This is a genomic window from Streptomyces sp. NPDC029466 (assembly GCF_055574515.1).
Window position 1 is genome coordinate 1 of record NZ_JBVHZH010000047.1, and the last position, 24,266, is coordinate 24,266.

General features: G+C 72.0%; 24 protein-coding genes. 9 read left to right on the top strand and 15 right to left on the bottom strand.

Annotated features, from left to right (window positions below; all coding sequences use genetic code 11):
* Nucleotides 1–747: 747 nt before the first annotated feature.
* Together ACZ4XD_RS29815 and ACZ4XD_RS29820 are read left to right on the top strand one after the other, a co-directional pair.
* A complete protein-coding gene (locus tag ACZ4XD_RS29815) occupies nt 748–2,574 on the top strand; it encodes an alkyl/aryl-sulfatase (RefSeq protein ID WP_468047099.1) in 1,827 nt (608 codons plus the stop codon).
* Nucleotides 2,575–2,672: 98 nt separating this feature from the next.
* Nucleotides 2,673–4,706: an ATP-binding protein gene (locus ACZ4XD_RS29820; protein ID WP_468047101.1), complete on the top strand. Its 2,034-nt coding sequence runs from the start codon at nt 2,673–2,675 to the stop codon at nt 4,704–4,706.
* 18 nt (nt 4,707–4,724) lie between these two features.
* On the opposite strand, the gene ACZ4XD_RS29825 is transcribed toward ACZ4XD_RS29820, so the two are convergent.
* The 5 genes from ACZ4XD_RS29825 to ACZ4XD_RS29845 all read right to left on the bottom strand — a co-directional run bounded on the left by ACZ4XD_RS29825 (nt 4,725) and on the right by ACZ4XD_RS29845 (nt 8,568).
* The gene (locus tag ACZ4XD_RS29825) at nt 4,725–5,765 is read right to left on the bottom strand and encodes a serine hydrolase domain-containing protein (protein WP_468047103.1); all 1,041 of its coding nucleotides are present in this window, start codon (nt 5,763–5,765) and stop codon (nt 4,725–4,727) included.
* Nucleotides 5,762–6,685, bottom strand: coding sequence for a DUF6895 family protein (locus ACZ4XD_RS29830; protein ID WP_468047105.1), 924 nt, complete (start codon nt 6,683–6,685; stop codon nt 5,762–5,764). The genes ACZ4XD_RS29825 and ACZ4XD_RS29830 overlap by 4 nt, the downstream gene beginning before the upstream one ends.
* Nucleotides 6,682–7,668, bottom strand: coding sequence for a DUF6895 family protein (locus tag ACZ4XD_RS29835; protein WP_468047107.1), 987 nt, complete (start codon nt 7,666–7,668; stop codon nt 6,682–6,684). Before ACZ4XD_RS29835 ends, ACZ4XD_RS29830 begins: the two co-directional genes overlap by 4 nt.
* Complete coding sequence (locus tag ACZ4XD_RS29840; RefSeq protein ID WP_468047109.1) at nt 7,665–8,264, bottom strand: hypothetical protein; 600 nt, start codon at nt 8,262–8,264, stop codon at nt 7,665–7,667. The genes ACZ4XD_RS29835 and ACZ4XD_RS29840 overlap by 4 nt, the downstream gene beginning before the upstream one ends.
* 118 nt (nt 8,265–8,382) lie before the next feature.
* On the bottom strand, nt 8,383–8,568 hold the full coding sequence (locus ACZ4XD_RS29845; RefSeq protein WP_018091704.1) for a hypothetical protein: 186 nt from the start codon (nt 8,566–8,568) through the stop codon (nt 8,383–8,385).
* Nucleotides 8,569–9,094: 526 nt separating this feature from the next.
* Between ACZ4XD_RS29845 and ACZ4XD_RS29850 the strand changes: the two genes are divergently transcribed.
* Both ACZ4XD_RS29850 and ACZ4XD_RS29855 read left to right on the top strand, forming a co-directional pair.
* The gene (locus ACZ4XD_RS29850; RefSeq protein ID WP_468047112.1) at nt 9,095–9,742 is read left to right on the top strand and encodes a hypothetical protein; all 648 of its coding nucleotides are present in this window, start codon (nt 9,095–9,097) and stop codon (nt 9,740–9,742) included.
* Nucleotides 9,743–9,751: 9 nt separating this feature from the next.
* Nucleotides 9,752–10,159 carry a TOBE domain-containing protein gene (locus tag ACZ4XD_RS29855; RefSeq protein WP_468047114.1) on the top strand — a complete coding sequence of 136 codons (408 nt, stop codon included), beginning with the start codon at nt 9,752–9,754 and terminating at the stop codon, nt 10,157–10,159.
* Between the two features lie 48 nt (nt 10,160–10,207).
* Here ACZ4XD_RS29855 and ACZ4XD_RS29860 read toward each other — a convergent pair whose 3' ends face one another.
* Together ACZ4XD_RS29860 and ACZ4XD_RS29865 are read right to left on the bottom strand one after the other, a co-directional pair.
* On the bottom strand, nt 10,208–10,966 hold the full coding sequence (locus ACZ4XD_RS29860) for a PucR family transcriptional regulator (protein WP_468047116.1): 759 nt from the start codon (nt 10,964–10,966) through the stop codon (nt 10,208–10,210).
* A gap of 408 nt (nt 10,967–11,374) precedes the next feature.
* Nucleotides 11,375–11,794, bottom strand: coding sequence for a TOBE domain-containing protein (locus ACZ4XD_RS29865; RefSeq protein WP_468047118.1), 420 nt, complete (start codon nt 11,792–11,794; stop codon nt 11,375–11,377).
* Nucleotides 11,795–12,082: 288 nt separating this feature from the next.
* Between ACZ4XD_RS29865 and ACZ4XD_RS29870 the strand changes: the two genes are divergently transcribed.
* From ACZ4XD_RS29870 to ACZ4XD_RS29880, 3 genes are all read left to right on the top strand, one after another.
* On the top strand, nt 12,083–12,478 hold the full coding sequence (locus tag ACZ4XD_RS29870) for a TOBE domain-containing protein (RefSeq protein WP_388194014.1): 396 nt from the start codon (nt 12,083–12,085) through the stop codon (nt 12,476–12,478).
* A 148-nt stretch (nt 12,479–12,626) separates the two neighbouring features.
* On the top strand, nt 12,627–13,430 hold the full coding sequence (gene modA, locus ACZ4XD_RS29875; protein WP_468047120.1) for a molybdate ABC transporter substrate-binding protein: 804 nt from the start codon (nt 12,627–12,629) through the stop codon (nt 13,428–13,430).
* Nucleotides 13,431–13,520: 90 nt separating this feature from the next.
* Complete coding sequence (locus ACZ4XD_RS29880; RefSeq protein WP_468047122.1) at nt 13,521–15,491, top strand: ABC transporter permease; 1,971 nt, start codon at nt 13,521–13,523, stop codon at nt 15,489–15,491.
* A 16-nt stretch (nt 15,492–15,507) separates the two neighbouring features.
* Here the strand turns inward: ACZ4XD_RS29880 and ACZ4XD_RS29885 are convergent, their stop codons facing one another.
* Nucleotides 15,508–15,954, bottom strand: coding sequence for a nitroreductase family deazaflavin-dependent oxidoreductase (locus ACZ4XD_RS29885; protein ID WP_468047124.1), 447 nt, complete (start codon nt 15,952–15,954; stop codon nt 15,508–15,510).
* Nucleotides 15,955–16,154: 200 nt separating this feature from the next.
* Here ACZ4XD_RS29885 and ACZ4XD_RS29890 point away from each other — a divergent pair, with 200 nt between their 5' ends.
* Complete coding sequence (locus ACZ4XD_RS29890; RefSeq protein ID WP_468047126.1) at nt 16,155–16,685, top strand: hypothetical protein; 531 nt, start codon at nt 16,155–16,157, stop codon at nt 16,683–16,685.
* A complete protein-coding gene (locus ACZ4XD_RS29895; RefSeq protein WP_468047128.1) occupies nt 16,679–17,623 on the top strand; it encodes an APC family permease in 945 nt (314 codons plus the stop codon). The genes ACZ4XD_RS29890 and ACZ4XD_RS29895 overlap by 7 nt, the downstream gene beginning before the upstream one ends.
* A 148-nt stretch (nt 17,624–17,771) precedes the next feature.
* Here ACZ4XD_RS29895 and ACZ4XD_RS29900 read toward each other — a convergent pair whose 3' ends face one another.
* The 7 genes from ACZ4XD_RS29900 to ACZ4XD_RS29930 form a co-directional block, all read right to left on the bottom strand.
* The gene (locus ACZ4XD_RS29900) at nt 17,772–19,226 is read right to left on the bottom strand and encodes a SulP family inorganic anion transporter (RefSeq protein ID WP_468047130.1); all 1,455 of its coding nucleotides are present in this window, start codon (nt 19,224–19,226) and stop codon (nt 17,772–17,774) included.
* 17 nt (nt 19,227–19,243) lie between these two features.
* Nucleotides 19,244–19,846, bottom strand: coding sequence for a carbonic anhydrase (locus tag ACZ4XD_RS29905; RefSeq protein WP_468047132.1), 603 nt, complete (start codon nt 19,844–19,846; stop codon nt 19,244–19,246).
* A gap of 94 nt (nt 19,847–19,940) precedes the next feature.
* The gene (locus ACZ4XD_RS29910) at nt 19,941–20,342 is read right to left on the bottom strand and encodes a hypothetical protein (RefSeq protein WP_468047134.1); all 402 of its coding nucleotides are present in this window, start codon (nt 20,340–20,342) and stop codon (nt 19,941–19,943) included.
* A gap of 162 nt (nt 20,343–20,504) precedes the next feature.
* Nucleotides 20,505–21,815 carry an MFS transporter gene (locus ACZ4XD_RS29915; RefSeq protein WP_468047135.1) on the bottom strand — a complete coding sequence of 437 codons (1,311 nt, stop codon included), beginning with the start codon at nt 21,813–21,815 and terminating at the stop codon, nt 20,505–20,507.
* A 35-nt stretch (nt 21,816–21,850) separates the two neighbouring features.
* Complete coding sequence (locus ACZ4XD_RS29920) at nt 21,851–22,366, bottom strand: glycine-rich domain-containing protein (RefSeq protein WP_042152451.1); 516 nt, start codon at nt 22,364–22,366, stop codon at nt 21,851–21,853.
* Nucleotides 22,367–22,418: 52 nt separating this feature from the next.
* Nucleotides 22,419–23,657, bottom strand: a complete 1,239-nt coding sequence (locus tag ACZ4XD_RS29925; protein ID WP_468047137.1) for a hypothetical protein — start codon at nt 23,655–23,657, stop codon at nt 22,419–22,421.
* Nucleotides 23,658–23,788: 131 nt separating this feature from the next.
* On the bottom strand, nt 23,789–23,944 hold the full coding sequence (locus ACZ4XD_RS29930) for a hypothetical protein (RefSeq protein ID WP_018091721.1): 156 nt from the start codon (nt 23,942–23,944) through the stop codon (nt 23,789–23,791).
* Nucleotides 23,945–24,266: the final 322 nt, after the last annotated feature.

A 24,266-nucleotide genomic window follows, 5' to 3' on the forward strand; every position in this document is an offset into this window, starting at 1 on the left:
GGCCGGACGAACTCCCACTCAGCATCGGACAGTTCATGGCGACGTATCACCCGACCATGATCCACCACCCGAGATCATTTGAAGACACTCCCTAGCGGCGCCGGTCGCGGCCGTACGCGGAGAGCTGCCCCAGCAGCCCGGCCAGCACCAGCCCGCTCGCGAGGAGCAGGCCGTGGGCCAGCACGACACCGGCGGCCAGTATGCCCGCCGCTGCGGCCGGGGCCAGCCAGGCGAAGCGGTGGTGCGGACGGGGTCGGGCCGGCCCGCGTAAGACCGGGCGGGGGCGGTGGGCGGCATCGTGCCGGAAGGATTCGGTGAGCTCGGCGAAAGCGCGGTCGTGATGCGGGGACAGGGGCGTCCCTCCTCTCCCGGTCGTACGGACGGCCGAGCCGTGGAGGCAGGGCGAAGGGCCTGGGGCATCGCTCCGGTGAGCGCGTCAGGGCTGCCTGAGCAAGGCGTCAAGGGCGCGGTGCCGCCTGCGTTGTTGTGCCCTCTCGCGCTCTGCCCGTAACGCCGTTGAGTGGAGAGGTCGGTGACGGCGATCGGACCGCGGACGAACGGGCGGCGCAGTGCGCAGTCCGGTCGCTTCGGTGCCGTCGAGGCCGCGCCGGTGGCAAGGCGGCAGCAGGGCGCCCGCGGGTGGTTCCCGGTGGGCGCCCGCACGCATGCGACAACCCGGCACATTGGGTTAAATCGGTGGCATGGGTCTTCCGACTGTGGCCCGCCGCCCCGGAGAGGTAGCGCCCCGTGACCGCTGTACCCGTGGATGACCACGAAGACTTCGCCGACGCCGACCGTGGCTTCATCGCCGCGCTCGACCCGCCCCAGGTCACCGCGGACGACGGCCGGGTGATCTGGGACGCCGAGGGCTATGCCTTCCTGGCCGGAAACTGCCCCGACACCGCGCACGAGGGCCTGTGGCGGCAGGGCCGGCTGGTGAGCCGGCAGGGCCTGTACGAGGTCACCGACGGGATCTACCAGGCACGTGGTCTGGACCTCTCCCATATGACGCTGGTCGAAGGTGACCACGGCGTCATCGTCATCGACCCGCTGCTCTCCACCGAGACCGCCGCCGCGGCCCTGGAGCTCTACCGCAAATACCGCGGCGACCGGCCCGTCACCGGCCTGATCTACACCCACTCGCACCGCGCGCACTTCGGCGGCGGCCGCGGTGTGCTGCCGCCGAACCATCACCCCGTGCCGGTGCTCGCCCCGGCCGGCTTCCTGGAGCACGCGGTCAGCGAGGGCGTCTACGCCCGCACGGCGATGACCCGGCGCGCCGTCTACATGTACGGCGCGGAGCTCCCCAAGGGGCCGGACGGCCAGATCGGCTGCGGCCTGGGCGCCGCCCGCTCCACCGGCACCACCAGCCTCATTCCGCCGACCGTCGACATCACCCGCACCGGACAGGAGGAGATCGTCGACGGCATCCGCCTCGTCTTCCAGCTCACCCCGGGCACCGAGGCCCCCGCGGAGATGAACTTCTGCTTCCCGGTGCACAAAGCGCTCTGCCTGGCCGAGAACGTCACCCACACCATGCACAGCATCCTGACCCTGCGCGGCGGTGCCGTCCGCGACGCCCGGGCCTGGTCCCACCACCTGGGCGAGGCGCTCGCGCTCTTCGGCGACGAGGCCGAGGTCGCCTTCGCCTCCCACCACTGGCCGACCTGGGGCAAGGACCGCGTCAAGACCCTGCTGGCCGACCAGCGTGACCTGTACGCCTATCTGCACGACCAGACGGTCCGGATGCTCAACGAGGGGCTCTCCGGCGCCGAGATCGCCGAGGAGCTGCGGCTGCCGCCGGGCCTGGAGCAGGGCTGGGCCCACCACGGCTACTACGGCTCGCTCAGCGACAACGTCAAAGCGGTCTACCAGCGTTACCTGGGCTGGTTCGACGGCAACCCCGCCCATCTGTGGGAGCATCCGCCGGCCGAACAGGCCCGGCGCTACGTGGACACCATGGGCGGCGTCGAGGCGACGGTGGACGCGGGCAAGCGCTACGCCGCCGACGGCGATCTGCGGTTCGCCGCCACCCTCCTCAACCATGCCGTCTTCGCCGCCCCCAAGAACCTCCGTGCCCGCCGCGAACTGGCCCTCGTCTACGAACGGCTGGGCTACGGCTGCGAGAACGGCACCTGGCGCAACTTCTACCTCACCGGCGCCATGGAACTGCGCGGCAGCCTCGCCGAGGCCGCGCCGGACACCGTCCACCCCGACCTCGCGACGGCCCTGCCCGTAGACCACCTCATCGACTCGCTCGCCATCCGTATCGACGGCCCCCGCGCCTGGTCCACCGCCCTCGCCCTCGACCTCTACCTCCCCGACGAGGACCGCACCTGGCAGCTGACGCTCTCCCACGGGGCCCTCACCTACGTCAGTACGCCCGGTGCCCCCACCCCGTCCGAGGAACGCACCCCGGATCTCACCCTCACCCTCACCAAACCCCAGCTGCTCGGCCTGCTCACCGGAGAGGGGCCGGGAGAGGCCGCACAACACGGTGAGACGGGGGCACTGCACGAGTTCCTGGGCCTGCTCAGCACGCCGCATCCCACCTTTCCCGTCGTCACGCCCTGACGGAGCAGCCGCCGTCCGGCCGGCCGCCGTCAACCTCGCGCCCCGGCCCGCTGCCACCACCGGACCGCAGGAGGCCGCGGCTGGGGCAAACTGGGCCGGTGGCGAGCAACATTCCCGAGGAATCGACCAGCTTCGTCGGCCGGCAGGCCGAACTGCGGCGGATCGATGACGAGTTGACGGAGCACCGGCTGATCACGCTGACCGGGCCCGGTGGTGTGGGCAAGACCCGGATCGCGATGCGGGCCGCGCGTGCGGCGGCGGCCCGGTTTCCCGACGGGGTCTGCTGGGCCGATCTGTGGCCCTTGCAGGGGGACGGGCTGCTGGTGGCCAGCGTCTGCGATGCCGTCGGCCTGGCCGACCACACGGCGCGGACCCCGGTGGCCGCGCTGTGCGAATGGCTCGCCGACAAGCGGCTGCTGCTGGTGCTGGACTCCTGCGAACACCTCGTCGACGCCTGCCGCGACCTCCTCGGCGATCTGCTGACCGCCGCCCCCGGCGTGACCGTGCTGGTCACCAGCAGACAGCCGCTGGACATCGTCGGTGAGTGGACCACCGAGATCGGCCCGCTGCCGTACACCGGTGACAACGACGCGCTGGCCCTGTTCACCCAACGGGCCGGTACCGCGGCCCCCGGACTGCGGCTCACCACTCCGCTGCATGCCCAGGCCGCCGCCGTCATCTGCCGCCGCCTCGAAGGCATCCCGCTGGCCCTGGAGCTGGCCGGTGCCCAGCTGGCGCACAGCTCCGTCGAGAGCATCGCCGAGCGGCTCACCTCCCGCTTCGACACCCTCGACCCCGCCGACGGCCCGGTGCGGCTGCCGCGGCACCGGACCCTGCGCTGCGCCATCGGCTGGAGCCACGAGCTGTGCGCACCGCTGGAACGGCTGCTGTGGGCCCGGCTGTCCGTCTTCCGCGGGACCTTCGACGAGGAGTCCGCCAGTGCCGTGTGCGCCGGGGGGCCGCTCACCGGACCGGAAGTACGCAGCACACTGGCCGCCCTGGCCGCCAAGTCGGTGCTCACCCGCGAGGGCACCCGCTTCCGCATGCTCGACACCCTGCGCGAGTACGGCCGGATGTGGCTGGCCGAACTGGACGAGGTGACCGCCCTCGCCGACCGGCACGCCGCGCACTTCGCCGACTTCGGCCGCCGCGCCGAACTGGGCTGGCTGGGCCCCGAACAGGTCAGCTGGTACCGCCGGGTCGCCGACGCCCATGTCGACCTGTGCACCGCACTGGACCACCTCCTGGTCACCGACCCGGAACGCGCCCAGCAGCTCAGCGCCTCGATCGGCCTCTTCTGGAGCTGCTGCGGCCATCTGCACGAGGCCCGCGAATACGTGGCCCGGTCCCTCGCCGCCCAGCCGGAGCCGAGCCCGGCCCGCACCCGGGCGCTGTGGGCGCTCGGCGTCGCCGTACTGCTCCAGGGCGATCTGGCGCTGGCCGACGCCCTGGGTCTGGAGTGCGCCCGTGCGGCGCGGGCGTCCGACGACGGGGAGGCGGTACTGGCGGCCGGCTACCTCATCGGCCTCACCCATCTGATCGCCGGCCGCCCGATGTCCGCGCACACCGTCGCGCAACAGGTGCTGGGCCCGCCGCCCTACGACCCGTTCGACTCTCCCGGGCGGCTGCGCTGCCAGCTCGTACAGATCTTCGCGCTCACCGGACTGGGAGAGCTCTCCCGGGCCCGTGCCGAGGCGACCGCACTGCGCCGCGGCTGTGTGGAGCGCGGCGAATACTGGACCCGCTCCTACACCGACTACCAGCTCTCGCTGATCTCGCTGCTCCAGGGCCGCCCCGAGGAATCGGCGGAGCACGCCCGCGCGATGCTCTCGGCCAAGCAGGGCATCGGCGACAAATTCGGGATCGCGCTCGGTCTGGATCTGCTCGCGGCCGCAGTCGCCGCCCAGGGCGACGGTGCCGCGGCCGCCCGCGTCTACGGAAGCGGCCAGGCCATCTGGCGCACCGTCGGGCATCCGCAGCGCGGCACCCCGGAACTGCGGGCGGTCCGCGAGGAGTGCGAGCAGCGGGCCCGTGCGGCGATCGGCGACGCGGCGTACGCGGAGCTCTTCCACCGGGCCAGCGAGGAGCGCCCGGGGACCTCGCTCGCCCGGATTCTGGCGGGCGACCTCTGACCGGCGGCGTTCCCCGCTTCAGGGCGCGGGGGCGGCGGCCAGCGCGTACAGCAGCTCGTAGCCGGTGCTGATCATGTGGCAGGTGCGGCCGCGGCGGGTGGCCAGCGCGACCAGGCCGGTCCGCGTGGCCGGGTGGTAGCCGAGGAACGCCTGCTGGCCGAAGGTCGCCCCGACATGGAAGAGCAGCGGGCCGCGGGCGGCCGGATGCTGGTACCACGTCAGGGTATGGGTGTCGCGCTTCCGCAGGCCGCGGCGCAGCAGCGGCACCTGCACGTCGCGCAGCGGCCCGGCCAGCGGGGTGTCCTCGGGGGAGAGGTGCGCTTCGAGGTAGCTGAGCAGATCGCCGGGGGTGGCACGGACCGATCCTGCGGCGATGAAGGCTCCCATGTCGGCGCTGCGCACCGGCGTCACCCCGTTCGTCCGGTGGCCGATGGCGTCGGTTCCGGTGGTGCCGGGGCCCAGGGTCGTGTCCTTGAGACCGAGCGGTTTCAGCACCCGGTCGGTGAGCAGGGTGGCGTAGCCGGCGCCCGCGGCATGGGACATGGCCGGGCCGAGCAGTGCCAGCCCGAAGTTGGAGTAGCGCCAGCGGGTGCCCGGCCGGTGCCGCGGCCGGGTCCGGGCGAAGGTGTGCAGCAGCCGCTCCGTGTCGTAGCGGGCATAGCCATTGGCGTACGGGTGCACCAGCGCCCCGGCGATCAGATCGGCGGGGATCCGCGGCAGTCCCGAGGTGTGGGTGGCCAGATGCCGCAGGGTGATCCGGCGGGAGTTCGGATGCGGCAGCGGCAGCTCCGGCAGATGCGCGGCGAGCGGATCGTCCAGCGACAGCACACCGGACCGGGCCAGATCGGCCAGCAGCAGCACGGTGAAGGTCTTGGACAGCGACCCCAGCTCGTAGCGCAGGGCATGCCGGGGGGTGGGCGGTGCCATGGCCGAACCGCCGGTCATCACGGTCCGCCGGCCGCGCCGGGTCACGGCCACCACGATGTCCGGGGCGTCGATCAGGGAGACCGCGTCCGCGAGACGGTCGGCGAGCCCGGCTCCGGGGCGCTCGGGGCTCATCCGACGGCGGACAGGGCCCGGGACGTGGCCATCGCGGAGGCGAACGCGGCGACCAGGGTGGGGTGGTGGACCAGGTCGAAGACCCGCGCCGCGTCGCCCTGCGGCATCCGGCGCTGGATGGGCATCGCGCCGGTGGCGGACTGCGCGGCGGCGTAGCGCTCCCACAGCTCCGCGTCCAGGGTCGGCCGCGGCAGACAGGCGTCGACGACCAGGAGTTCGCCGAGCAGATCCCAGTGTTCGAGGTCCGCCCAGTCCTCCATCCAGGCCGGCAGATACCGCATCAGATAGTCGGCGATGGCCGGCGGGATCTGCTCGGGGGACTCGCCCCAGTTGGTGAGGTGGAAGACGGTGTGGGTGAGGTCGTAGGCGATGTGCAGCTGCACCGTCCACGGCTCCGGCAGCTGTCCCAGCCAGGTGCGCGCCACCGCCTGGTCGAAGTCGCTGCTGGGCGGCAGGCCGAGCTTGCGTTCCGCATTGAGCACGCCGAGCCGCCGGTTGGGCATCATCTCCAGCGCCGTCCAGGTGGTGGTGCGCCGGCACACCTCCAGCGCGGATTCCAGCCCCGGATGACGGTGGCCCAGTTCGTGGAAGGTCGCATAGACCTCCAGGGGCACCGGGGAGAGCGGCTCGTCGTGCTGGAGCCGGGCCAGTACGTTGCCGCCGTCCAGCAGCTCCCGCCAGGTGAAGTCCAGCAGCTTCCCGGCCCGCTCCTTCTGCCGGGAGCCGGCCACGCCCTCGCGGAACAGCACATGCATATTGAGTGCCAGCTCCCCGATGGGCTTGAGCCGCTCGACGACCGCACCGTTGTTGGCGAAGTCCTCAGGGGTCAGCCGGAAGTGCTCACGATGGTCGTCGAGCCAGGTCAGGGCCCGGTCGCCGACGCGGTGCAGCAGGGCGGGGGATGCGGCCGTCACGGTCACGGGGCAGTCTCGCTTTCGCAGGGGGTCCGCCCGCCCGCCGTCGCCGCGTTCCCGGCCGGGGGACCGGCCTCGGCCTCGTCGGAGGCGATACGCGCGAGGGTGGCGGCGAACGCGGTCACCAGGGTGGAGTGGTAGCAGGCCGTGAACGCCTCGGCCCGGTCGCCCGAGGACGGGGCGGCACCCAGCTCGGGCACGCTCCCGTCGGCCGCCTGTGCGCCGGCCAGCCGCTGCCAGGCAGCCGCATCGTAGGGGGCCGCGGGCAGACAGGCCGTCACGGCCAGCAACTCACCGACCAGATCCCACAGTTGCTCCGCCAGCCAGTTCTCCAGCCAGGAGGGGACCCACAGCCGCAGGTAGTCGGCGAGTTCGGGGGACAGCCGCTGCCGGTTGCGCCCCCAGTCGGTGAGGTGGAAGACGTCATGGGTGATGCCGTACGCCGCCTTGCGGTCCAGCGCCCAGGGCTCCGGGAGCCGGCCGAGGCCGGTCAGGGCGAGCACGGCGCCGAAGTCGGCGTGCTGGCGCAGCCCGATCCGCCGCTCCGCGTTGAGCACGCCGAGCGTGCGGGTGTGGTCCTCGCGGGCCACCCGCCAGCCGCGCAGCCGCGTCGTGGTCTCGGTCAGCGCATCGGCCTCGGCATGGCGCAGCCCGGCCTGGGCGAAGACGCCGTAGAGCTCCACCGGATAGGTCGCGAACGGCTCACCGCGGATCAGCTCGGCGAACAGCTCACCGTCGCGGGTCTCGTTCCAGGCGAACGCGAAGAGCCCGCGGGCCGTCTGCCGGATGTCGTCCCGCGGGTGCAGCACCCCGATCAGCTGAGTGAGTTCGGCCAGCTCACCCAGGGGTTTGAGGGTCAGATTGGGATCGGCGTCCGTGGTCACGTTCGAGGGCAGGCGGAAGAACGGGCGTGCCTCGTCCAGCCACCCCAGGCTGTCGCGGACCATCCGGTCCAACAGCCCGGGGTCGCCGCCCCGGTCCCCGGTCACCAACCCCGTCCGTAGAAACGCTGGGCGGCCGCGACATGCAGCGCCACCCGGGGGTCACCGCCACCCATCTGGCGGACGAACGCCAGCCCGCTGTCGAGCCCCAGGCTCTGTGGTGCCGCGGGCAGCCGTGCCAGCCAGCGGCCCAGGCCGGCCGCCTGCAGCCAGTCCCGGCGGCGGACCGCCCGGACGAAGCCGCGGGCCAGATCGTCGGTACGGGTGGCCAGCTGCTCGGTGAGACCGGGCGCCAGCCCGGGCAGTGCGAGCGCCGCGACCTGGGACACCCGGTGCGAAAGCTTGGGCCAAGGATCGTGGTCGACCCAGCCGGCGGCGGCCTCGGGCGGCGACGGCCACTGCTGTGCGCCTCCGGGGAGAAACGCATGCGAGGCCTCGACCAGGCCCCGGTAGCTCCACACCGAGACCTCCGAGGCATCCGCTCCCGGCGGATAGGCCGCCAGCGCCTGCCGGACCACCGCTTCGTCGTCCGCGCCGACGGCCGCGCCGATCTGGTCCATGGCGTACGGCGCGAGCGCGTCGGCACCGAGTACCCGGATGGCGGCCGGAGTCAGCACATCGCTCTGCCGAAGAATGCCGGACAACGCATAAGGGTCGCCCTCACCCCGCAGGGCGAGGGCGACCCCGGTTGCGGCATCGGCAATCACAGCGCTCAGCGGGACTGCTCCCTGCGTCTGTTCAGCCAACGCTTTCCCCTCAGCCTTAGCGAACGTCAGTCTTCGGCCGGGGGGTGGGGGGCGAGATCAGGAGCAGCGCGGCCAGCAGCAGCGCACCTCCACACTCGCGGGTATCGCGGAAAACACCGTCGGCCTCGGCGGGTTCAAGCAGTCCCTCGACCTCGGCGGCCAGGGCGGCCGTCTCGACCGGCGCTGTGCGATCCGTAACCATGCGATCAACTCCTTCGACGAATGGGATACCAGATTCACATCGGCATAATTCGGGCGCAAGAGGAGAAATGGTGCAAATCGTAATCTTTCGGGTTGGTGTGATGGGTGTTCAGTGAGTCCCGCGCTCACCAACTTCCTTGATCCGCACCGCAGATGGCGACTTATCGGGCTCGGCAGCCGGGGGTATGGCGCGCTGGCGCCCAGAGTGCGGAAGACCCGCTGATGGCGGATCGGACTGCTCTGTTCGGATGTCCTCACGCGACACGGATGGCCCCCGGGGGCGGCCCCGGGGGCGGGCCCGGACGGGCGGGCCCGTCGCTCCGGTTGCCGGACGGCGCCGCCTCCCCCTCGCGCCCCCTGCGTCTGATGCAGACCGCCTTCCTCCGCACGGGTGACCCGGCCCCGTCCTGCGAGGGATGCCCCGGGCCAGGGGCGGCAGCGACCTTGGGAGAGCACCGGCACCGACCGCTCCCGGATCGGCGGAAGCACAGCCACCGCCGGCCCGCACGAGAACGAGGAGATTCCCCATGCCCGCTCGCACCATGCTCACCAAGCTGCACGGCCGGACGATGCCGGGCGTGCCCCGCTGGGCGGAGCGGACCGCCTACGCCATCACCCTGCTCGCACTGCCCTCCTGCGTCTGGCGCATCGCGGCAATCAACCTCAACGCACCACTGCTGGACCACGACGCGACGGCCCCGGCCGGCCCGGAGCCGTTCGACGGCGAGTGGTGGTACCTCATCGGGCTCAGCGTGTTCAGCGAGGCGCTGGCGTTCCTGGCGGTCGGGCTGGTCGCCCGGTGGGGCGAGGTGTGGCCGCGCTGGATCCCCGTCCTGCGCGGGCGCCCCGTGCCGGTCCTGGCAGCCGTCCTCCCCGCGGGTCTCGGCTCGGTGGCGCTGCTGGTCTTCCCCTACGCCATGGTCATGTCCGCCCTCGGCCTGAAGATCACCGGCGAACCCGAGGGGATGGCCGCCCACGGCTGGCAGGTCGTCGCCTTCTGGATCGCCTATGCGCCGCTCACCGCCTGGGGCCCGCTGCTCGGCATCCTGACGGTGCACTATTACCGGCGCCGCCGCTCCGCCCCCGGCGGGCAGGTGGATGCCGCGACAAGGACGCCCCTGCGCCCGGTCAGCCGTCGCGCGGGCACTGCGGGGCCGGCCCGGCCGCTGCCCTAGAGTGCGGGGGTGCCCACGTACAGCATTGGTCAGGCAGCGGGGCTGCTGGGTGTGAGTTCGGAGACGGTCCGGCGCTGGGCCGATGGCGGTCAGCTGCGGATGGAACGGGACGGTGCCGGAAACCGTGTGCTCGACGGGGTGAGCCTGGCGGCGTTCGCCAAGGAGCGAGCCGCGGGCCTGCATGCGGTGCCCGGCGAGGTGCTGACCTCCGTGCGGAACGCGTTCGCGGGGATCGTCACCCGGGTGACCCTCGACGATGTGATCGCCCAGGTCGAGATCCAGTCCGGACCGCACCGGGTGGTGTCCGTGGTCAGCCGGGAGGCGGTCGAGGATCTGGGGATCGAGGTCGGGGTGACGGCCACCGCCCGGGTGAAGTCCACCCATGTGCATATCGACCTGACGGACCACCGGCGCTGAGCCGTCCATCCGTGCGTCGACCGGCCCGCCTGGCCCACCGCGCGGCGCTCAGCGGCAGAGCAGCGCCGCCTGTAGATCCAGCTTGTGCTCCAGCCGGGACAGGTCGCGGCCCGTGAGCGACTCGATGCGCTGAATGCGGTAGTGCACCGAGTTCACATGCAGCTGGAGCGCCGTGGCCGTCCGCGCCCAGGACCCGTGATGCGCGAGGAAGATCTCCAGCGTCTCCAGCAGCATCCGGTGCGAGCCGTCGCGCGCCAGCGGCCCCAGCACCCGGCTCCTGAAGGCCGTACGGACCTCCTCCGGAACTCCCGCGAGCAGGGCGCCCAGGGTGCTGAGGTCCTCGACAGCGGTCACCCGGGCCTCCTCCGGGGCCTGCGCGCGCGCCGCCGCCAGCGCGTAACGCGCCTGTCCCAGCGCGGAGTTGAGGCCCTCCGGGGTGCGCACCGGGCCGCTGACCCCGGCGTGCAGCGGTATCTGCGGCCGACGGGCAAACAGCGCCGGCCAAAGCTCGGCGAGCGACCGCCGCGGCTCGGTGTCGGGCTCCACCGGGACGATGGCCACCGCCTCACCGTTCGGGAGCCGCCCGGTCGCACCCGGCTCACCGGGGGAGTGCCGTAGCGCCTCCGCCAGCGCCTTCACCGCCCGGTCGCGCTCCTCGTCGACCGTCGTGGCCACCACGACCCGGTACGGGCCGGAGGCGGGCAGCCCGCAGGCGCGCAGCGCGGCATCGAGCGCCGCGCCATCGGCCGGGTCTGCCGCGGCGAGCGCCCCGAACGAGTCGAGCTGGAGGAGGTCGTGGACGTGCATGTGCGGGCTCCTTGGGCGGCTGCCGGGCACGGTCCCGGCACCTCACATTCACCAGGCGAAGGCGAGTTCCCACATGGTAAATGCCAGACGATCAAGGTCATAGTCCTGCTTGGTGATCACCCGGAGTGGGGTGGGGGGTGAGGTGCTTCCGGCAGGGGCGGCGGCCGGCCCCGACGGCGGCGTGGGCCCGGCTCGGCCCGGTCCTGCTCGCCCTGCGCCGTCCCGACGGCTGTCCCGTCCCGATGGTCCGCCGTCCTGCCCCGTTAGATGCCTCCCTCTCCCCCCATCGCGCCTCGCGCCAGCGAGGAAAAGTGTGCAACAGCCTCGCATCCGTGGTTCAGAGATGCGCCGGTCGCCGTCCTGGGCGGAGCTCGACGCGGACTTCGGCGATGCGCCGGTCCTGCTGGCTCAGGAGGCAGCGAGTGCGATCTCGGTCGACTTGATCAGTGCGATGACCTCGGAGCCGGCGGCGAGGCCGAGGTCCTCGGCGGCGTCCCTGGTGATGGCCGCGGTCAGCTCGCCGCCCGCGACGGCCACCTTGACGCCGGCCATCGCGCCGCCGGTGGCCACCTCGGTGACGGTGCCGGGGATCTGGTTGCGGATGCTGAGGCCCTCGACCGGCCCGGTGGCGAGCGCGACCTCGGTGGACTTGATCAGCGTGCGCACCGCGGAACCCGCCTCGATGCCCAGCTCTCGCACCGCCTCCCGGGTGATGGCGGCGGTGATCTCCTGGCCGCCGGCCAGCCGGACCCTGACGGTCGCCATGACCTCGCCGGGGGTGACGGCGGCGACGGTGCCGGGAATCTGGTTACGGATGCTCAGGCTCATGGCCATGCCTCACCGGGAGTGGGGAAGGTGAACGTAGTGGGGGGAGACGTGGGCGTAACTCCCGCTCCGGTCCGCACTGTAGTCACGGTTCGCCCGGCCGCCGGGATGCCTTGCGGTGCCGGACGGGTGTCCGTGGGTGGCGGCCGGAACGGAGCAAGGTCGCGCCCCCAACCGGGGGCCGGGCCCGGCTGCCGGGCCTCGTCCTTTCCTCTAAGGTGACTGGCATTTGCTACAGAGCTACGCACTATTGGTTGCAGATGCGAGCCGATGTTGCCTACCTTGTCGCACATGCAGTCCTATACGATCGGCCAGGCGGCGCGGCTGCTGGGCGTCAGCCCCGACACCGCGCGCCGCTGGGCGGACGCCGGCAAGGTCGCGACCCATCGCGACGACGGCGGCCGCCGCCTCATCGACGGCCGTGATCTGGCCGCCTTCTCCATCGAGGTGGCGCAGAGCGGCACGGGTGAGGACGACGCCTCGTACACCTCCGCGCGCAATGCCTTCCCGGGCATCGTCACCGCCGTCACCCTCGGCGATGTCGCCGCCCAGGTCGAGATCCAGGCCGGTCCGCACCGGCTGGTCTCCCTGCTGACCCGGGAAGCGGTGGAGGAACTGGGCCTGGAGGTCGGCATGCAGGCCACCGCCCGCGTGAAGTCCACCAGCGTGCACATCGACCGCACCTGACACACCGCGGTAGCACCACAGCCGATCCGCGACCACCGTCCCCCACCGGCCGGCTGCCTCATCTCAGCGGCGCCGCCCGTCCACGGCGCGGCTTTTCCCATCCGCTAGGACGACCCCCGTCGTCCTGGGTTCCAAGGAGTCCCGCCTCATGTCCCAGCTCTTCACCGCGCGCCGCGCCACCGCCGGGCTCGTCACCGCCGCCCTGCTCTTTCCCCTCACCGCCTGCGGTGGCGACGACGACGGCACGAAGGACAAGGACGCCGAGAAGTCCGGCAGCGCCGTCCCCAAGGCGGAGCTCACCGTGCTCGCCGCGTCCTCGCTGACCGATGTCTTCAAGAAGGCCGGTGCGGTGTACGAGAAGGAACACGCCGGCACCAAGGTGAACTTCTCGTTCGCCGGTTCCCAGGAGTTGGCCGCCCAGGTCCGGGAGGGGGCCCCCGCCGACGCGGTGGTCACCGCCGACACCAAGACCATGGACGGGATCAAGGTGGATGTCGGCAAGCCCACCGTCATCGCCAAGAACCGCCTGGTCATCGTCACCGGTGAGGGCAACCCCAAGAAGATCGCAAACCTCAGGGACCTCACCAACAGCAAGCTGAAGGTCGTACTCGCCGCCTCTCAGGTGCCGGTCGGCCGCTACAGCCAGCAGGTCCTGGACGCGCAGAAGCTGCACGTGAAGCCGGTCTCCCAGGAGCCCAACGTACGGGCGGTGCTCAGCAAGGTCGAACTCGGCGAGGCCGACGCCGGGCTCGTCTACAAGACGGACGCCGCCATCGCACCGAAGAAGGTCGATGCCGTCGACCTCCCCGACGCGCAGAACGCCGTCGCCTCCTACCCGGCCGCGCCCCTGAAGGCGTCCCAGCACGCCGCTGCCGCCGCCGCGTTCGTGAAGTGGCTGAGCACGCCCGAGGCGCAGCAGATCCTTCAGCGGGCGGGCTTCCAGAAGCCGTAATCCGGCCGGGCGCGCACGGGACTGTCCAGCTCGGGGGAGTGGACAGCCCCGGGCGCGAGCCGCCGGGCCCGCCCCGAGCGAGGAACCCCGATGAGACGCACCCTCACCCCGCCCCCGGCAGGCAGGTTTCGCGCGCCCGGTGCCCGCACCCCCGTCGTGCTGGCCGTGCCCGCGCTGGTCGCCGTCGCCTTTCTGCTGCTGCCGCTCCTCGGCATCCTCGCCCGCGCCAACTGGAGCGACCTCGGCACCCACCTCACCAGCCCGGGTGTCCTCGAAGCGCTCCGGCTGTCGCTGCTGGTGTCCTTCTGGGCGCTCGGGCTCGCGCTGCTGCTGGGAGTTCCGCTGGCCTGGCTGCTGGCGCGGGTCAGCTTCCGCGGCAAGGCGCTGGTCCGCTCGCTGGTGCTGCTGCCGATGGTGCTGCCGCCGACCGTCGGCGGTGTCGCGCTGCTGCTCGGCTTCGGCCGCCGTGGCCTGCTCGGCCCGTGGCTGGAGGGCACCTTCGGCATCGTGCTGCCGTTCCACACCTCCGGCGCGGTAATCGCGGCCACCTTCGTCGCGATGCCGTTCCTCGTCATCAGCCTGGAGGGCACGCTCGCCGGACTCCGCCCGAGTTACGAGGAGACCGCGGCCTCCCTCGGCGCCTCCCCCGTACGGGTCTTCTGCACCGTCACCCTCCCCATGGTCGCCCCCGGCCTCGCCGCCGGCGCCGCGCTGACCTGGGCCCGTGCGCTCGGCGAATTCGGCGCGACGATCACCTTCGCCGGGAATCTGCCCGGCACCACCCAGACCCTGCCGCTCCAGGTCTATCTGCTGCTCCAGGACTCCCCGGAAGCCGCCACCTCGGTCTCGTTGCTGCTGCTGGTCATCGCGATGGCCGTGCTGGTCTGTCTGCGCGGCCGCTGGACCGGCGCCACCCGCACCGACCGCACGGCCCGCCGGGTACCCGCCGCCGACGACACCGGCGCCCCGGCCCCGCCCGCCGCAGACGCCGAGGAGTCCGCCGCACCGTCCGCGGCGCACCGGGAGCGCTGGCCGCTGCACGCCGAGGTCACCGGCTTCAACCGGCTGACCCTCGACGCCGACCCGGGCACCACCATCGCCGTCGTCGGCCCCAACGGCGCCGGCAAGACCACCCTGCTGCGCGCCCTGCTCGGCCTCACCCCGCGCGCCCGCGCCGCGCTCCGCCTCGGCGACACGGACGTCACCGCGCTGCCCCCGCACCGCCGCGGCGTCGCCTGGGTGCCCCAGGACGGTGCGCTCTTTCCGCATCTGAACGCCCTGCACAACACCGCTTACGGGCTGCGCGCCCACGGCACCCCGCGCGGTGACGCCCGCCGCACGGCACAGCAGTGGCTCGACCGGCTCGGCGTCGGCCACCTCGCGCACCGCAAGCCCGCCCAGCTCTCCGGAGGACAGGCCCAACGCGTCGCCCTGGCACGGGCGTTGGCCGCCCGCCCCCGTCTGCTGCTGCTCGACGAGCCGCTCGCGGCGCTCGACCAGACGACCCGTGCCCGGGTCAGGCACACCCTGCGCAGCCATCTCGCGGAGTTCGGCGGCGTCTGTCTGATCGTCACCCATGACCCCGTCGAAGCGGTCTCCCTCGCCGACCGGGTCCTGGTCCTCGACGACGGGCGCGCCCTCCAGGACGCCCCGCCCGCCGAGGTCACCCGGCACCCGCGCTCGCCCTGGGTCGCCCGGATGCTCGGCCGTAACGCCTGGCCGGGCACCGTCACCGGCGACGCCCTCGCCCTGACCGACGGCGGTCGGCTGGTCATCGCCGACCCGCTCCCCGACGGCGCCCGAGCGCTGGCGATCATCGCCCCCGAGGCCGTGTCCGTACACCTCGACCGGCCCACGGGCAGCCCCCGCAACGTCTGGCCGGGCACCGTCCGCGAACTGACCTCAGCGGGCAGCCGGCTGCGGGTCCTGATCACCTCGACCGAGGCGCCCGACCTGGTGGCCGAGATCACCCCCTCGGCGGCACTGGAACTCGGCCTGGCCGACGGTGTGTCCGTATGGGCCAGCGTCAAGGCCACCGAGGTCTCCCTGGTGACCCTCTGAGCGTGCGGGCGGCAGGTCAGTGTGCCGTAGCCGCCGGTTCCAGCACGAAGACCGGGATCTCCCGCTCCGTCTTCTTCTGGTAGTCGTCGTAATCGGGGAAGGCCTCGACGGCCCGCCCCCACCACAGCGCCTTCTCCGCGCCGGTGACCTCACGGGCCGTCATGTCCTGGCGCACCGGGCCGTCCTGGAGCTCCACCCGCGGATCGGCCACGAGGTTGTGGTACCAGACGGGGTGCCGGGGCGCACCGCCCATGGAGGCCACCGCCGCATACGCCCCGTCATGCTCCACCCGCATCAGCGGGCTCTTGCGGATCTTGCCGCTTTTGGCGCCCCGGGTGGTGAGGACGACGACCGGCATCCCGCGCAGCGTCGTGCCTTCCCGGCCTCCGGAGGTCTCGTACTGCTCGACCTGATCGCGTACCCACTGCGCCGGGCTCGGCTCGTACTCACCCTGAAGAGGCATGCGGTCCGTCCCATCTCCGTAGACAACGTGACATCGCCGGCGTCCGGGGGCGTCGGCGCCACCCGGCACGGTCCTGACAATCACTCAACAACCGGGGCGGGTGCAATATTCCGGGCTCCGCCGTCGTGTCCGTGCGAGCCCCTGGTGTGCCTCTCGCGCGGTCTTCCGTACGAGCCGGCGCCACGCCTACGTTCTCGCGCATGAGCACCCGGTCGGCCGCTGCCGACGCCCCCGCACCAGACACCGCACACACCCTCGGACGGAACGTCGTCGGCGCCGGTGACCTGGTCTTCTTCGTGGTGGCCGCGGCCGCCCCGCTGACCGTGACGGCCGGCGCGGCGCCGGTGGCGATCGGGATGGCCGGCCAGGCGGCACCGCTCGGCTATCTCCTCTCCGGGCTGCTGATGATCGTCTTCGCCGCGGGCTTCACCGCGATGAGCCGTCACGTCCGCAACGCCGGTGCGTTCGCTGCCTACATCGGGCGCGGGCTCGGCCGGGCGACGGGGGCCGGCTCGGCGTATGTGGCCGTGCTCTCGTACAACGCCATCGAAGTCGGGCTGCTGGCGGTCTTCGGCTGGTTCACCGAGTCCGGCTTCCGGAACCTCACCGGGGTCCATGTGCCCTGGGGGGCCTGGGCGACGGCAGGGCTCGTCGCCATCGGTGTCCTCGGATGTCTCAAAGTAGCCCTCAGCGCCAAGGTGCTCGCCCTCGCGCTCGCCTCGAAGTGCTGATCCTGCTGGTGTTCGAGGCCGCGGTGTACGCGCACGGGGGCGGGCCGGAGGGACCGCAGTTCGGCGCGCTCTCCCCGGCGCACCTCGGCACCGCGGGCGCCGGCGGTATGTTCGTGCTCGCGGTCGGCGCGTTCATCGGCTTCGAGGCCACCGCGGTCTACGCGGAGGAGGTGCGGCGGCCGGAGCACTCGGTGCCGCGCGCGACCTGCACCGCCGTCGGCTTTCTCGCGCTCTTCTACACCTTCACGGTCTGGACGGTGCTCAATGCCTACGGGGCGGACCGCGCGCAGACGGTCGCGCAGGGCCCCGTCGGCAACGGAATGGTCTTCGCCGCCACCGCACGGTTCGCCGGGGCCTGGGCCGCCGACGCCATGCACCTCCTCATCACCACCAGCGCCTTCGCCGCCACCCTCGCCTTTCACAACGGCGCCACCCGCTACTTCTACGCCCTCGGCCGGGAACGCCTGCTGCCGCACCGCCTCGGCACCGTCACCGCCCGGCACCGCTCCCCGGTCGCCGCCGTCGCCCTCCAGTCGGGCATCGCCCTCGCCGTCGTGCTCGCCACGAGCCTCTCCGGCCGGGACCCGTACGCCGTCACCTTCCTGTGGAGCAACGGCACCGGCATCGTCGGCATCATGCTGCTCCAGGCGCTCGCCGCCCTCGCCGTCCACAGGTTCTTCCGGCGCGACCGCCGGGGGCTGCCCGCCTGGCGGGTGGTGGCCGCACCGCTGACGGCCTGCGCCGGCCTGGCCGTCCTCCTTGTGCTGGTCTGCCGCGACTTCGGCCTGCTGACCGGGGCACCGACGGGTATCAACCTCGCACTGCTGGCACCCCTGCCGCTCGCCTTCGCCCTCGGGGTCGCCGTGGCACTGCGCCTGCGCCACCGCGCACCGCGGACATACGCACGGCTGCCCACGGTGGACGCGGAACGCGACTGAGCCCCGGCCGCTCGGGGACAGCACGGCGCCGGCCACCGGCGGCTGCCCCGGGACGCCTCATCGGCGGGTACGGGGACAGCCGGACCGGCGGCCGGCGTAGGGGGCCAAGGCTGCCCGACCGCCGGACGGCGGTCGGGCAGACCGGTGGTCAGGACACCAGTTCCACCTCACGGGCGCTCCGGCGGTGCTGCTCGGCCCAGTTCGTGAGCGCGGCGCCACAGGCGTGGTCGAGATGGCGCAGCCCGCTCAGATCGAGCTCCACGTCCCGGTCCGCGGGCAGCGCGTCGAGCTGGTCGAGGATCTTCGGCAGCCGCAGGAAGGTGGCGTTACCGACGGCCCGCACCTGCACCGGCTCCGCCGTGTCCTCCGGCGTCTGGACCTCCAGGTGGACATGGGAGGTCTCCCAGGCCGTCTTCGCGACGGCCAGCAGCAGACCGATGAGCACGCCCTCGAACATATTGACCGTCACGATCGCGACCGCGGTGACCAGGAGGACCACGGCCTCGCCGCGGTGCTCACGCCACAGCGGCCCCAGCGCACGCACCGGGATGAGCTTGCAGCCCGCATGCACCAGGACACCCGCCAGCGCGGCCACCGGAACGACACCCAGCGCGGCCGGGAACGCCGCGGCGAACACCAGCAGCCAGACACCGTGCAGCACCCGCGAGGCCTTGGTCTTCGCGCCCGCCTGCACATTGGCGGCGCTACGGACGATGACGGCGGTCATCGGCAGGGCACCCAGGACACCGCAGACGGCGTTGCCCGCACCCTGAGCCATCAGCTCCTTGTCGTAGTCGGTCTTCGGCCCGTCGTGCAGCCGGTCGACCGCGGCGGCGCTGAACAGGGACTCGGCGGAGGCGATCAACGCGAAGGCGAGGACCGTACCGAGCACACCGAAGCTGCCGAGCCGGCCGAGGTCGTCGAGGCCGGGGGGCTGAATCGCGTCCAGCAGCCCGCTGACCTGGACCCGGGCGACGGGCATGTCCAGTGCCCACACCGCGGTGGTGGCGAGTGCCACCGCGGCCAGCGGCGCGGGGAGGACCCGTGCGGCCGGCCGCCAGCGCGGCCACAGCACCAGGACGGCGATGGTGCCGGCACCGATGGCGAGCGCGGCCAGCGCGTCCGGCGACCCCGCGGTGGAGGTGACCAGGCCGGGGAACCCGCCGATGTTGGCGAGCCCGCTGCCCGGTGCCTTGGCGTCCGTGAGGGCGTAGAGCTGCCCGGCGATCAGGACCAGGCCGATGCCGGCCAGCATGCCCTGGACCACGGCGACCGAGATCGCCCGGAACCAGCGCCCCAACTTCAGTGCACCCATGACCAGTTGGAGGAGACCGGCGGCCAGTACCAGCGCACCGAGCGTGCCGAGGCCGTACTCCTTGACGGCTTCGAAGACCAGCACCGTCAGACCGGCGGCGGGCCCGCTGACCTGGAGGCTGCTGCCCGGGAGCAGACCGGTGAGCAGGCCGCCGACGACACCGGTGACCAGACCCAGCTCAGCCGGGACACCCGAGGCGACCGCCACCCCCACACACAACGGGACGGCTACGAGAAAGACGACGAGAGAGGCGGTGAAGTCCGCCCGGAAGGAGGTGAAACGCTTCATGAGATCCGACCCCGCCATCAGAGGGGGAGGAACAGGTCGGTGGCCGGGTGATGCGCCGCCACCATGCCGGTGTGCACTTCGTAGAACCAGCCGTGCAGATTCACCTCTCCGGCGGCCAGTCGCTCCTGTACACAGGGGTAGTCGCGCAGCCGGCTGACCTGCTGGCGTACATGCTGCTGGACCGCGGCGGCGACCGTCGGCTCCTCGTCGCTGGGCAGTTCGTCGGACAGCGCCTGCGCCAGCCAGTCCCTTACGGCCGGAGCGCCGGTCAGGTCCTCGCCGCGGGCCTTGGCGCCGACCGCGCCGCAGTGCGAGTGACCGCAGACCACGATGTCGGCCACGCGGAGCACGCGCATCGCGTACTCGATGGTCGCGGCTTCCGCGCAGGCCGCCATGCCTTCCTGGTACACGGGCACGGCGTTGCCGGCGGTCCGCAGCTCGAAGAGTTCACCGGGCCGTGCTCCGGTGATCAGGGACGGTACGACCCGGGAGTCGGAGCAGGTGATGAACAGGGCGAGGGGCGACTGGCCGGCCGCGAGGCGGCCATAAGTCTCTTGTTCGTCGCGGCCCTCGGCGATACGGGCCATCAGGCCCCGGGCATGCTGGATGAAGGTCTCCACGAGGAGGTCTCCTGCTGATGAGTGGTGCCACTGTGGGGGTGGTGGCGCGGGAATGTGCGAGGCGCGGCTGGTGGGGCAGGCCACCACGGCGCCCTCAGCAGCGGAAGACGCAGTGGAGAAGCGGGAGTTCGGCCGGTCTGGAGGCGGCCTTGGTGGTGCTGCCGGCCTTGGGGTGGCCCGATGCCGGGAGGGTGTGCGGTGCCGCGATGCCGCTGAGCGGTGGCAGCGGACGGCCGGTGTGGTGCGGGACGCCGGCGGCGGTCCGGACGGTGCGCCGGGGCTGGCCGCGCTCGGCCGCGCGCTTGGACTTTTCCTCGGTGCTGTCGTAGCTCGGCTTGACGGCCGGCAGGGCGCTCGCGGACTTCGCGGTGGGCGAGCCGGAGAACGTGGCCCGGTCCATGTCGGGATCCGCCGTACTGCCCAGCAGGAAGGTCAGGATCACCATGACGGCGAGCAGCGGCATGCGGAACCGACGCAGCGCCGATGTGCCCTGCATGCAGGTGTCCTTCCGCATCGTTGCCCCCCGTGGCTCGTCCACACGGTCCACCCTGCCGCTACAGTGCAGCATCCAGGTTTCCGGCGTGATAACGAGAAATGACGCCAAGTTTCAAGATGCCCCCAATTTCGATTCGGGCACATCTGTGTGACGAACGGACGTTCATTTAGGTTCCGGCTCCGCGGGGGAAGTTGCCGGAGCGGGTTCGGTGTGCGGGGGCCGGCGGACCGCCCAGGCGACCATGGGGACGACCGCCAGCGCGAGCACCGCACCCGTCAGAGCCAGTGCCGGATAGCCGCCCAGGACGACGACCAGCCCCGAGGACATGCCCCCGGCCGCGCCCGCGAGAGCGATACCGACATCCACCAGGCCCTGGGCCGATGCGCGCCGGGCGGGCGGCAGCGCGTCGGTGACGATGGCGGTGCCGCTGACCAGCCCGAAGTTCCAGCCGAGCCCGAGCAGTACGAGTGCCGTGGCGAGGGCGGGAACGGAGTGCGGCGGGGCCGCGGCGGCCAGGATCCCGGCGGCTGCCAGGGTCAGACCGGAGGCACCGGCGATCCACAGCCGGCCGACGCGGTCGACCAGCAGCCCGGTGAGCGGGGACGGCAGGAACATCGCCCCCACGTGCAGGGCGATGACCAGCCCGGCCGCCTGGGTGTCATGGCCGTGCGCCTGCATATGGACCGGCGTCATCGTCATGACCGCGATCATCACGAGCTGGGTGAGGATCATGACCGTGGTGCCGATGACCACCTCGCGCCGTCGCGGAGGGGCGTCCGGCTGGTCGCCGGTGTCCTCGGCGGTGCGCTCGCCGGTCTCCGTGGCCTGAGAAGCCGCCAACTTCTCGGCCAGACGCAGCGGATCGGGGCGCAGTAGAGCGGCCAGGGCCACCGCCGCCGACCCGAACGCGGCGACGGCCAGCAGGAACGGCCCGGCGAGACGGGGGATGCCCCAGGAGTGCGCGACCTCTCCCGTCAGGGTCACCAGGTTGGGGCCGACCACCGCGCCGAGCGTGGTGGCGAACAGCACCGTGCTCACCGCCCGGCCTCGCCGCTCGGGCGAGGCCAGATCCGCCCCGGCGTAGCGTGCCATCAGGTTCGTTGCGGTGCCCGCCCCATAGACCAGCAGGGACGTGAACAGCAGCAGGGCGCTGCCGAGGGTGGCCGCCACGACGACCCCGAGGCTGCCGAGCGCTCCGACGGCGTACCCGAGCGCCAGCCCGGGGCGGCGGCCGTAGCGCCGGCAGATCTGGCCGATGCCGAGGGCGCCCAGCGCGGCCCCGGCGGTGAACAGCGCACTGGGCACGCCGGCCAGCCCGGTCGAGCCGAGCATCTCCTCGGCGAGCAGCGCTCCGACGGTGATGCCGGCGGCGAGGCCCGCGCCGCTGAGGATCTGCGAGAACACCAGGACGGACAGAATCCGCCGCTGTTCGGGTACCTCGTGGCCGGCCGTGACGTCGTTGCGGTCCCTCATGATTCCTTTCGGTTCCTGTGGGTGCGGGAGCGCCCTTAGGTGGTCGCCGCCATCGGTTCCAGCGCCGCGATGGCCGCGAGCGACAGGCCCATCTGCTCGTGGAGGAAGCGCACGATCGTCCAGTGCGGCAGTGCCCCCTCGTCGAACGGGCCGAACTCCTGGCAGTACAGCGGAATCCAGCGCAGGGCCTCTTCGAGGGCCTGCTCGCGGCCCGGCTCCTGCTGGTAGTCCTCGTAGGCGATGCTGCGGTGCTCGATGAAGAACTGCCCCGGCAGCCGCTCCTCACACAGCGCCCGGTATTCGCGGGTCTGCAGGATGAGGTAGTGCCAGATCTCGTCGATGTCCTGCTCGACCGGCAGGAAGAGACCGCCGAGCCGGTCGTGGTGCCGGGAGACGAGGTAGAGGTAGCGCAGACACTCGGTGACCTGGCGCTCCACGAACTCCCGCGGTGCGGCGGTCTTCTCGTCGAAATACGTCACCACTTCGGCGTGCAGCGCCGCACCGAGCAGTTCCTTCAGGTCATCGGCGGATATCCGCGGCTGGCTGGTCATGCTTCTCCTGTCCGAGGGGCGCGGTCGTCCGGGAACGCAGACGTCCGGTGGGTCAGCTGCCGGTCGTGAGCCAGGCGTACTTCCCTGACTTCCCGATGGGGAGGTGCGTACGGTGGGCGAGCCGGCAGCGCCGCCCGGTCAGCTCACTTATGCCCTGTTCCAGCGCCGAGGTCTGGGGGAGTTCGACGGGCGCGCCGTGGAACGTCGTATACCTCAGCTGCGCTTCGGCATCGCCGGTCAGCCGCAACTGGTACCCGAAGATGTCCGGGGAGGTCTCAGCGATGCACCGGTCGAGGTCGCCCTGGGCGACCGGCCCGTGCGGAGTGCTGAGCAATTCCTTTTCCCGGCCGCAGAATTGGGCGATCTTTCCCGGATCGGGCGAACCGTCCAGGGTCCGTACGCAATCGCCCGAGCGGTAGCGGATCAGCGGCATATAGGGATTGCGCACGCTCGACACGATGAGCTGGTAGATGGTGCTTCCGGCGGCGACCGGCTGGAGCTCGACACTCATCTTGTCGAGATGTGGCCAGTAGGTGCCACGGCGGTCGCTGTAGTAGAGGTATCCGAGCTCGGTGCTGCCGAAGAGGTCGATGACGGGGCAGTCGAAGTGCTGGTGCAGAAAACGCCGGACGTTCTCCGGGGTGTATTCGTAGGCGTGGATGATGCTCGCGGGTGGCGGGAAATCGTCCCACAGCCCCCACTCTCCGACCTTTCGCACCAGATGCGCCAGGTGATAGCCGGAGCAGTCGAGGTGGTACCAGCCGCGCGGGTGCGCCTGCCGGGCGGCCCGGATCTCCGCGAGCATCCGCACCACCTCGTCCCGCTCCCACAGTGCCGGGTCCAGCCGCAGATTGACGTAGCAGGTCCGCTCGTCGAGCCGGCGGTCATCGAGGGCGGGCACCGGCTCCGGCGTGGTACCGCGCCGGGCGGCATTGACCCGCGCCACATGTTCCGTCGCCAGCACCGTGGTCAGCGACACCCGCCGGCAGCCGGCTTCCCAGGTCTCGGCGATATCGGGGTGTTCGCTCCAGAGCTGGTAGTAGGAGCGCAGCAGGAAATACGGGGGCCGGATGATCTGCATCCGGGCGTGGTGGGTGCCGGTGGAGAGGACGAACTCCGCCTCTCCGGACTCCAGCGCCGCGGCCAGCCGGGGCGTCATCCAGTTGTCGGGAAAGCCGCGCGCGATCTCCGGCTTGTCGAGTACAGGGAAGTAGCCCTTCGCCAGCGACTCACGGTAGATCGGTATGTCGCGGATCTGCTCGATGACCTCGGCGGTCGGCTGACCATCCATGGAAATCCTCGTCGTTGCTCGGGAAGCGGTGCCACACGGGGAATTCGGGGCGCGAGGCCCGGGAGCGGGCGGCGGCGGCAGGGATGCTCGCCGCCACCGGCCCGCTCCCGGGCTTCTGGGTGGCGCCAGGGTCAGGAGATGCAGCCGGCCTTGGGCGTGGCGCTGATGCAGCCCGCCTTCGGAGCGGCGCTGATGCAGCCGTTCTTCGCCGCCTGCTGAGCGGAGTTGGCGGCGAGCCAGTTCTGCCAGACGTTGTCCTGGGCCATCTTCTTGATGAGCTGCTCCATGGGAACCTCCGAGAGAGAGTGCGGAAGACGGACGGGGCACACGGCGCTGACCTGCGCTGATGCCACGCAATGAAAGTAAAAGTATGACCAAGCGAATGTCAATTAAAGGCAATCTTCTGGGCTGGGGTTGGGTGGCCGGTGCGCCAACTTTGGCGGGATCCCGACGAGATGATCACTAGCGGAACTACTTGACGCTCCATCAGTTGACGGCATGCCCCGCGCCGGCGCCCCGGCGGTTCGGGTGCCGTATCGCAGCCGCATTGCGCCGCACGGCGGCCGTCGATCGGGTGACCCGTAGCGCGGCTCCGGAGCCCGGCGGCCA

Coding starts and splice junctions, on each gene's coding strand:
- ACZ4XD_RS29825 (WP_468047103.1), bottom strand. CDS start 5,765: ATGAGCCCCGAGCGCCCCGGAGCCGGGCTCGCCGACCGTCTCGCGGAC.
- ACZ4XD_RS29845 (WP_018091704.1), bottom strand. CDS start 8,568: ATGGTTACGGATCGCACAGCGCCGGTCGAGACGGCCGCCCTGGCCGCC.
- ACZ4XD_RS29850 (WP_468047112.1), top strand. CDS start 9,095: ATGCCCGCTCGCACCATGCTCACCAAGCTGCACGGCCGGACGATGCCG.
- ACZ4XD_RS29860 (WP_468047116.1), bottom strand. CDS start 10,966: ATGCACGTCCACGACCTCCTCCAGCTCGACTCGTTCGGGGCGCTCGCC.
- ACZ4XD_RS29865 (WP_468047118.1), bottom strand. CDS start 11,794: ATGAGCCTGAGCATCCGTAACCAGATTCCCGGCACCGTCGCCGCCGTC.
- ACZ4XD_RS29870 (WP_388194014.1), top strand. CDS start 12,083: ATGCAGTCCTATACGATCGGCCAGGCGGCGCGGCTGCTGGGCGTCAGC.
- modA (WP_468047120.1), top strand. CDS start 12,627: ATGTCCCAGCTCTTCACCGCGCGCCGCGCCACCGCCGGGCTCGTCACC.
- ACZ4XD_RS29880 (WP_468047122.1), top strand. CDS start 13,521: ATGAGACGCACCCTCACCCCGCCCCCGGCAGGCAGGTTTCGCGCGCCC.
- ACZ4XD_RS29885 (WP_468047124.1), bottom strand. CDS start 15,954: ATGCCTCTTCAGGGTGAGTACGAGCCGAGCCCGGCGCAGTGGGTACGC.
- ACZ4XD_RS29890 (WP_468047126.1), top strand. CDS start 16,155: ATGAGCACCCGGTCGGCCGCTGCCGACGCCCCCGCACCAGACACCGCA.
- ACZ4XD_RS29900 (WP_468047130.1), bottom strand. CDS start 19,226: ATGAAGCGTTTCACCTCCTTCCGGGCGGACTTCACCGCCTCTCTCGTC.
- ACZ4XD_RS29910 (WP_468047134.1), bottom strand. CDS start 20,342: ATGCAGGGCACATCGGCGCTGCGTCGGTTCCGCATGCCGCTGCTCGCC.
- ACZ4XD_RS29915 (WP_468047135.1), bottom strand. CDS start 21,815: ATGAGGGACCGCAACGACGTCACGGCCGGCCACGAGGTACCCGAACAG.
- ACZ4XD_RS29920 (WP_042152451.1), bottom strand. CDS start 22,366: ATGACCAGCCAGCCGCGGATATCCGCCGATGACCTGAAGGAACTGCTC.
- ACZ4XD_RS29925 (WP_468047137.1), bottom strand. CDS start 23,657: ATGGATGGTCAGCCGACCGCCGAGGTCATCGAGCAGATCCGCGACATA.
- ACZ4XD_RS29930 (WP_018091721.1), bottom strand. CDS start 23,944: ATGGAGCAGCTCATCAAGAAGATGGCCCAGGACAACGTCTGGCAGAAC.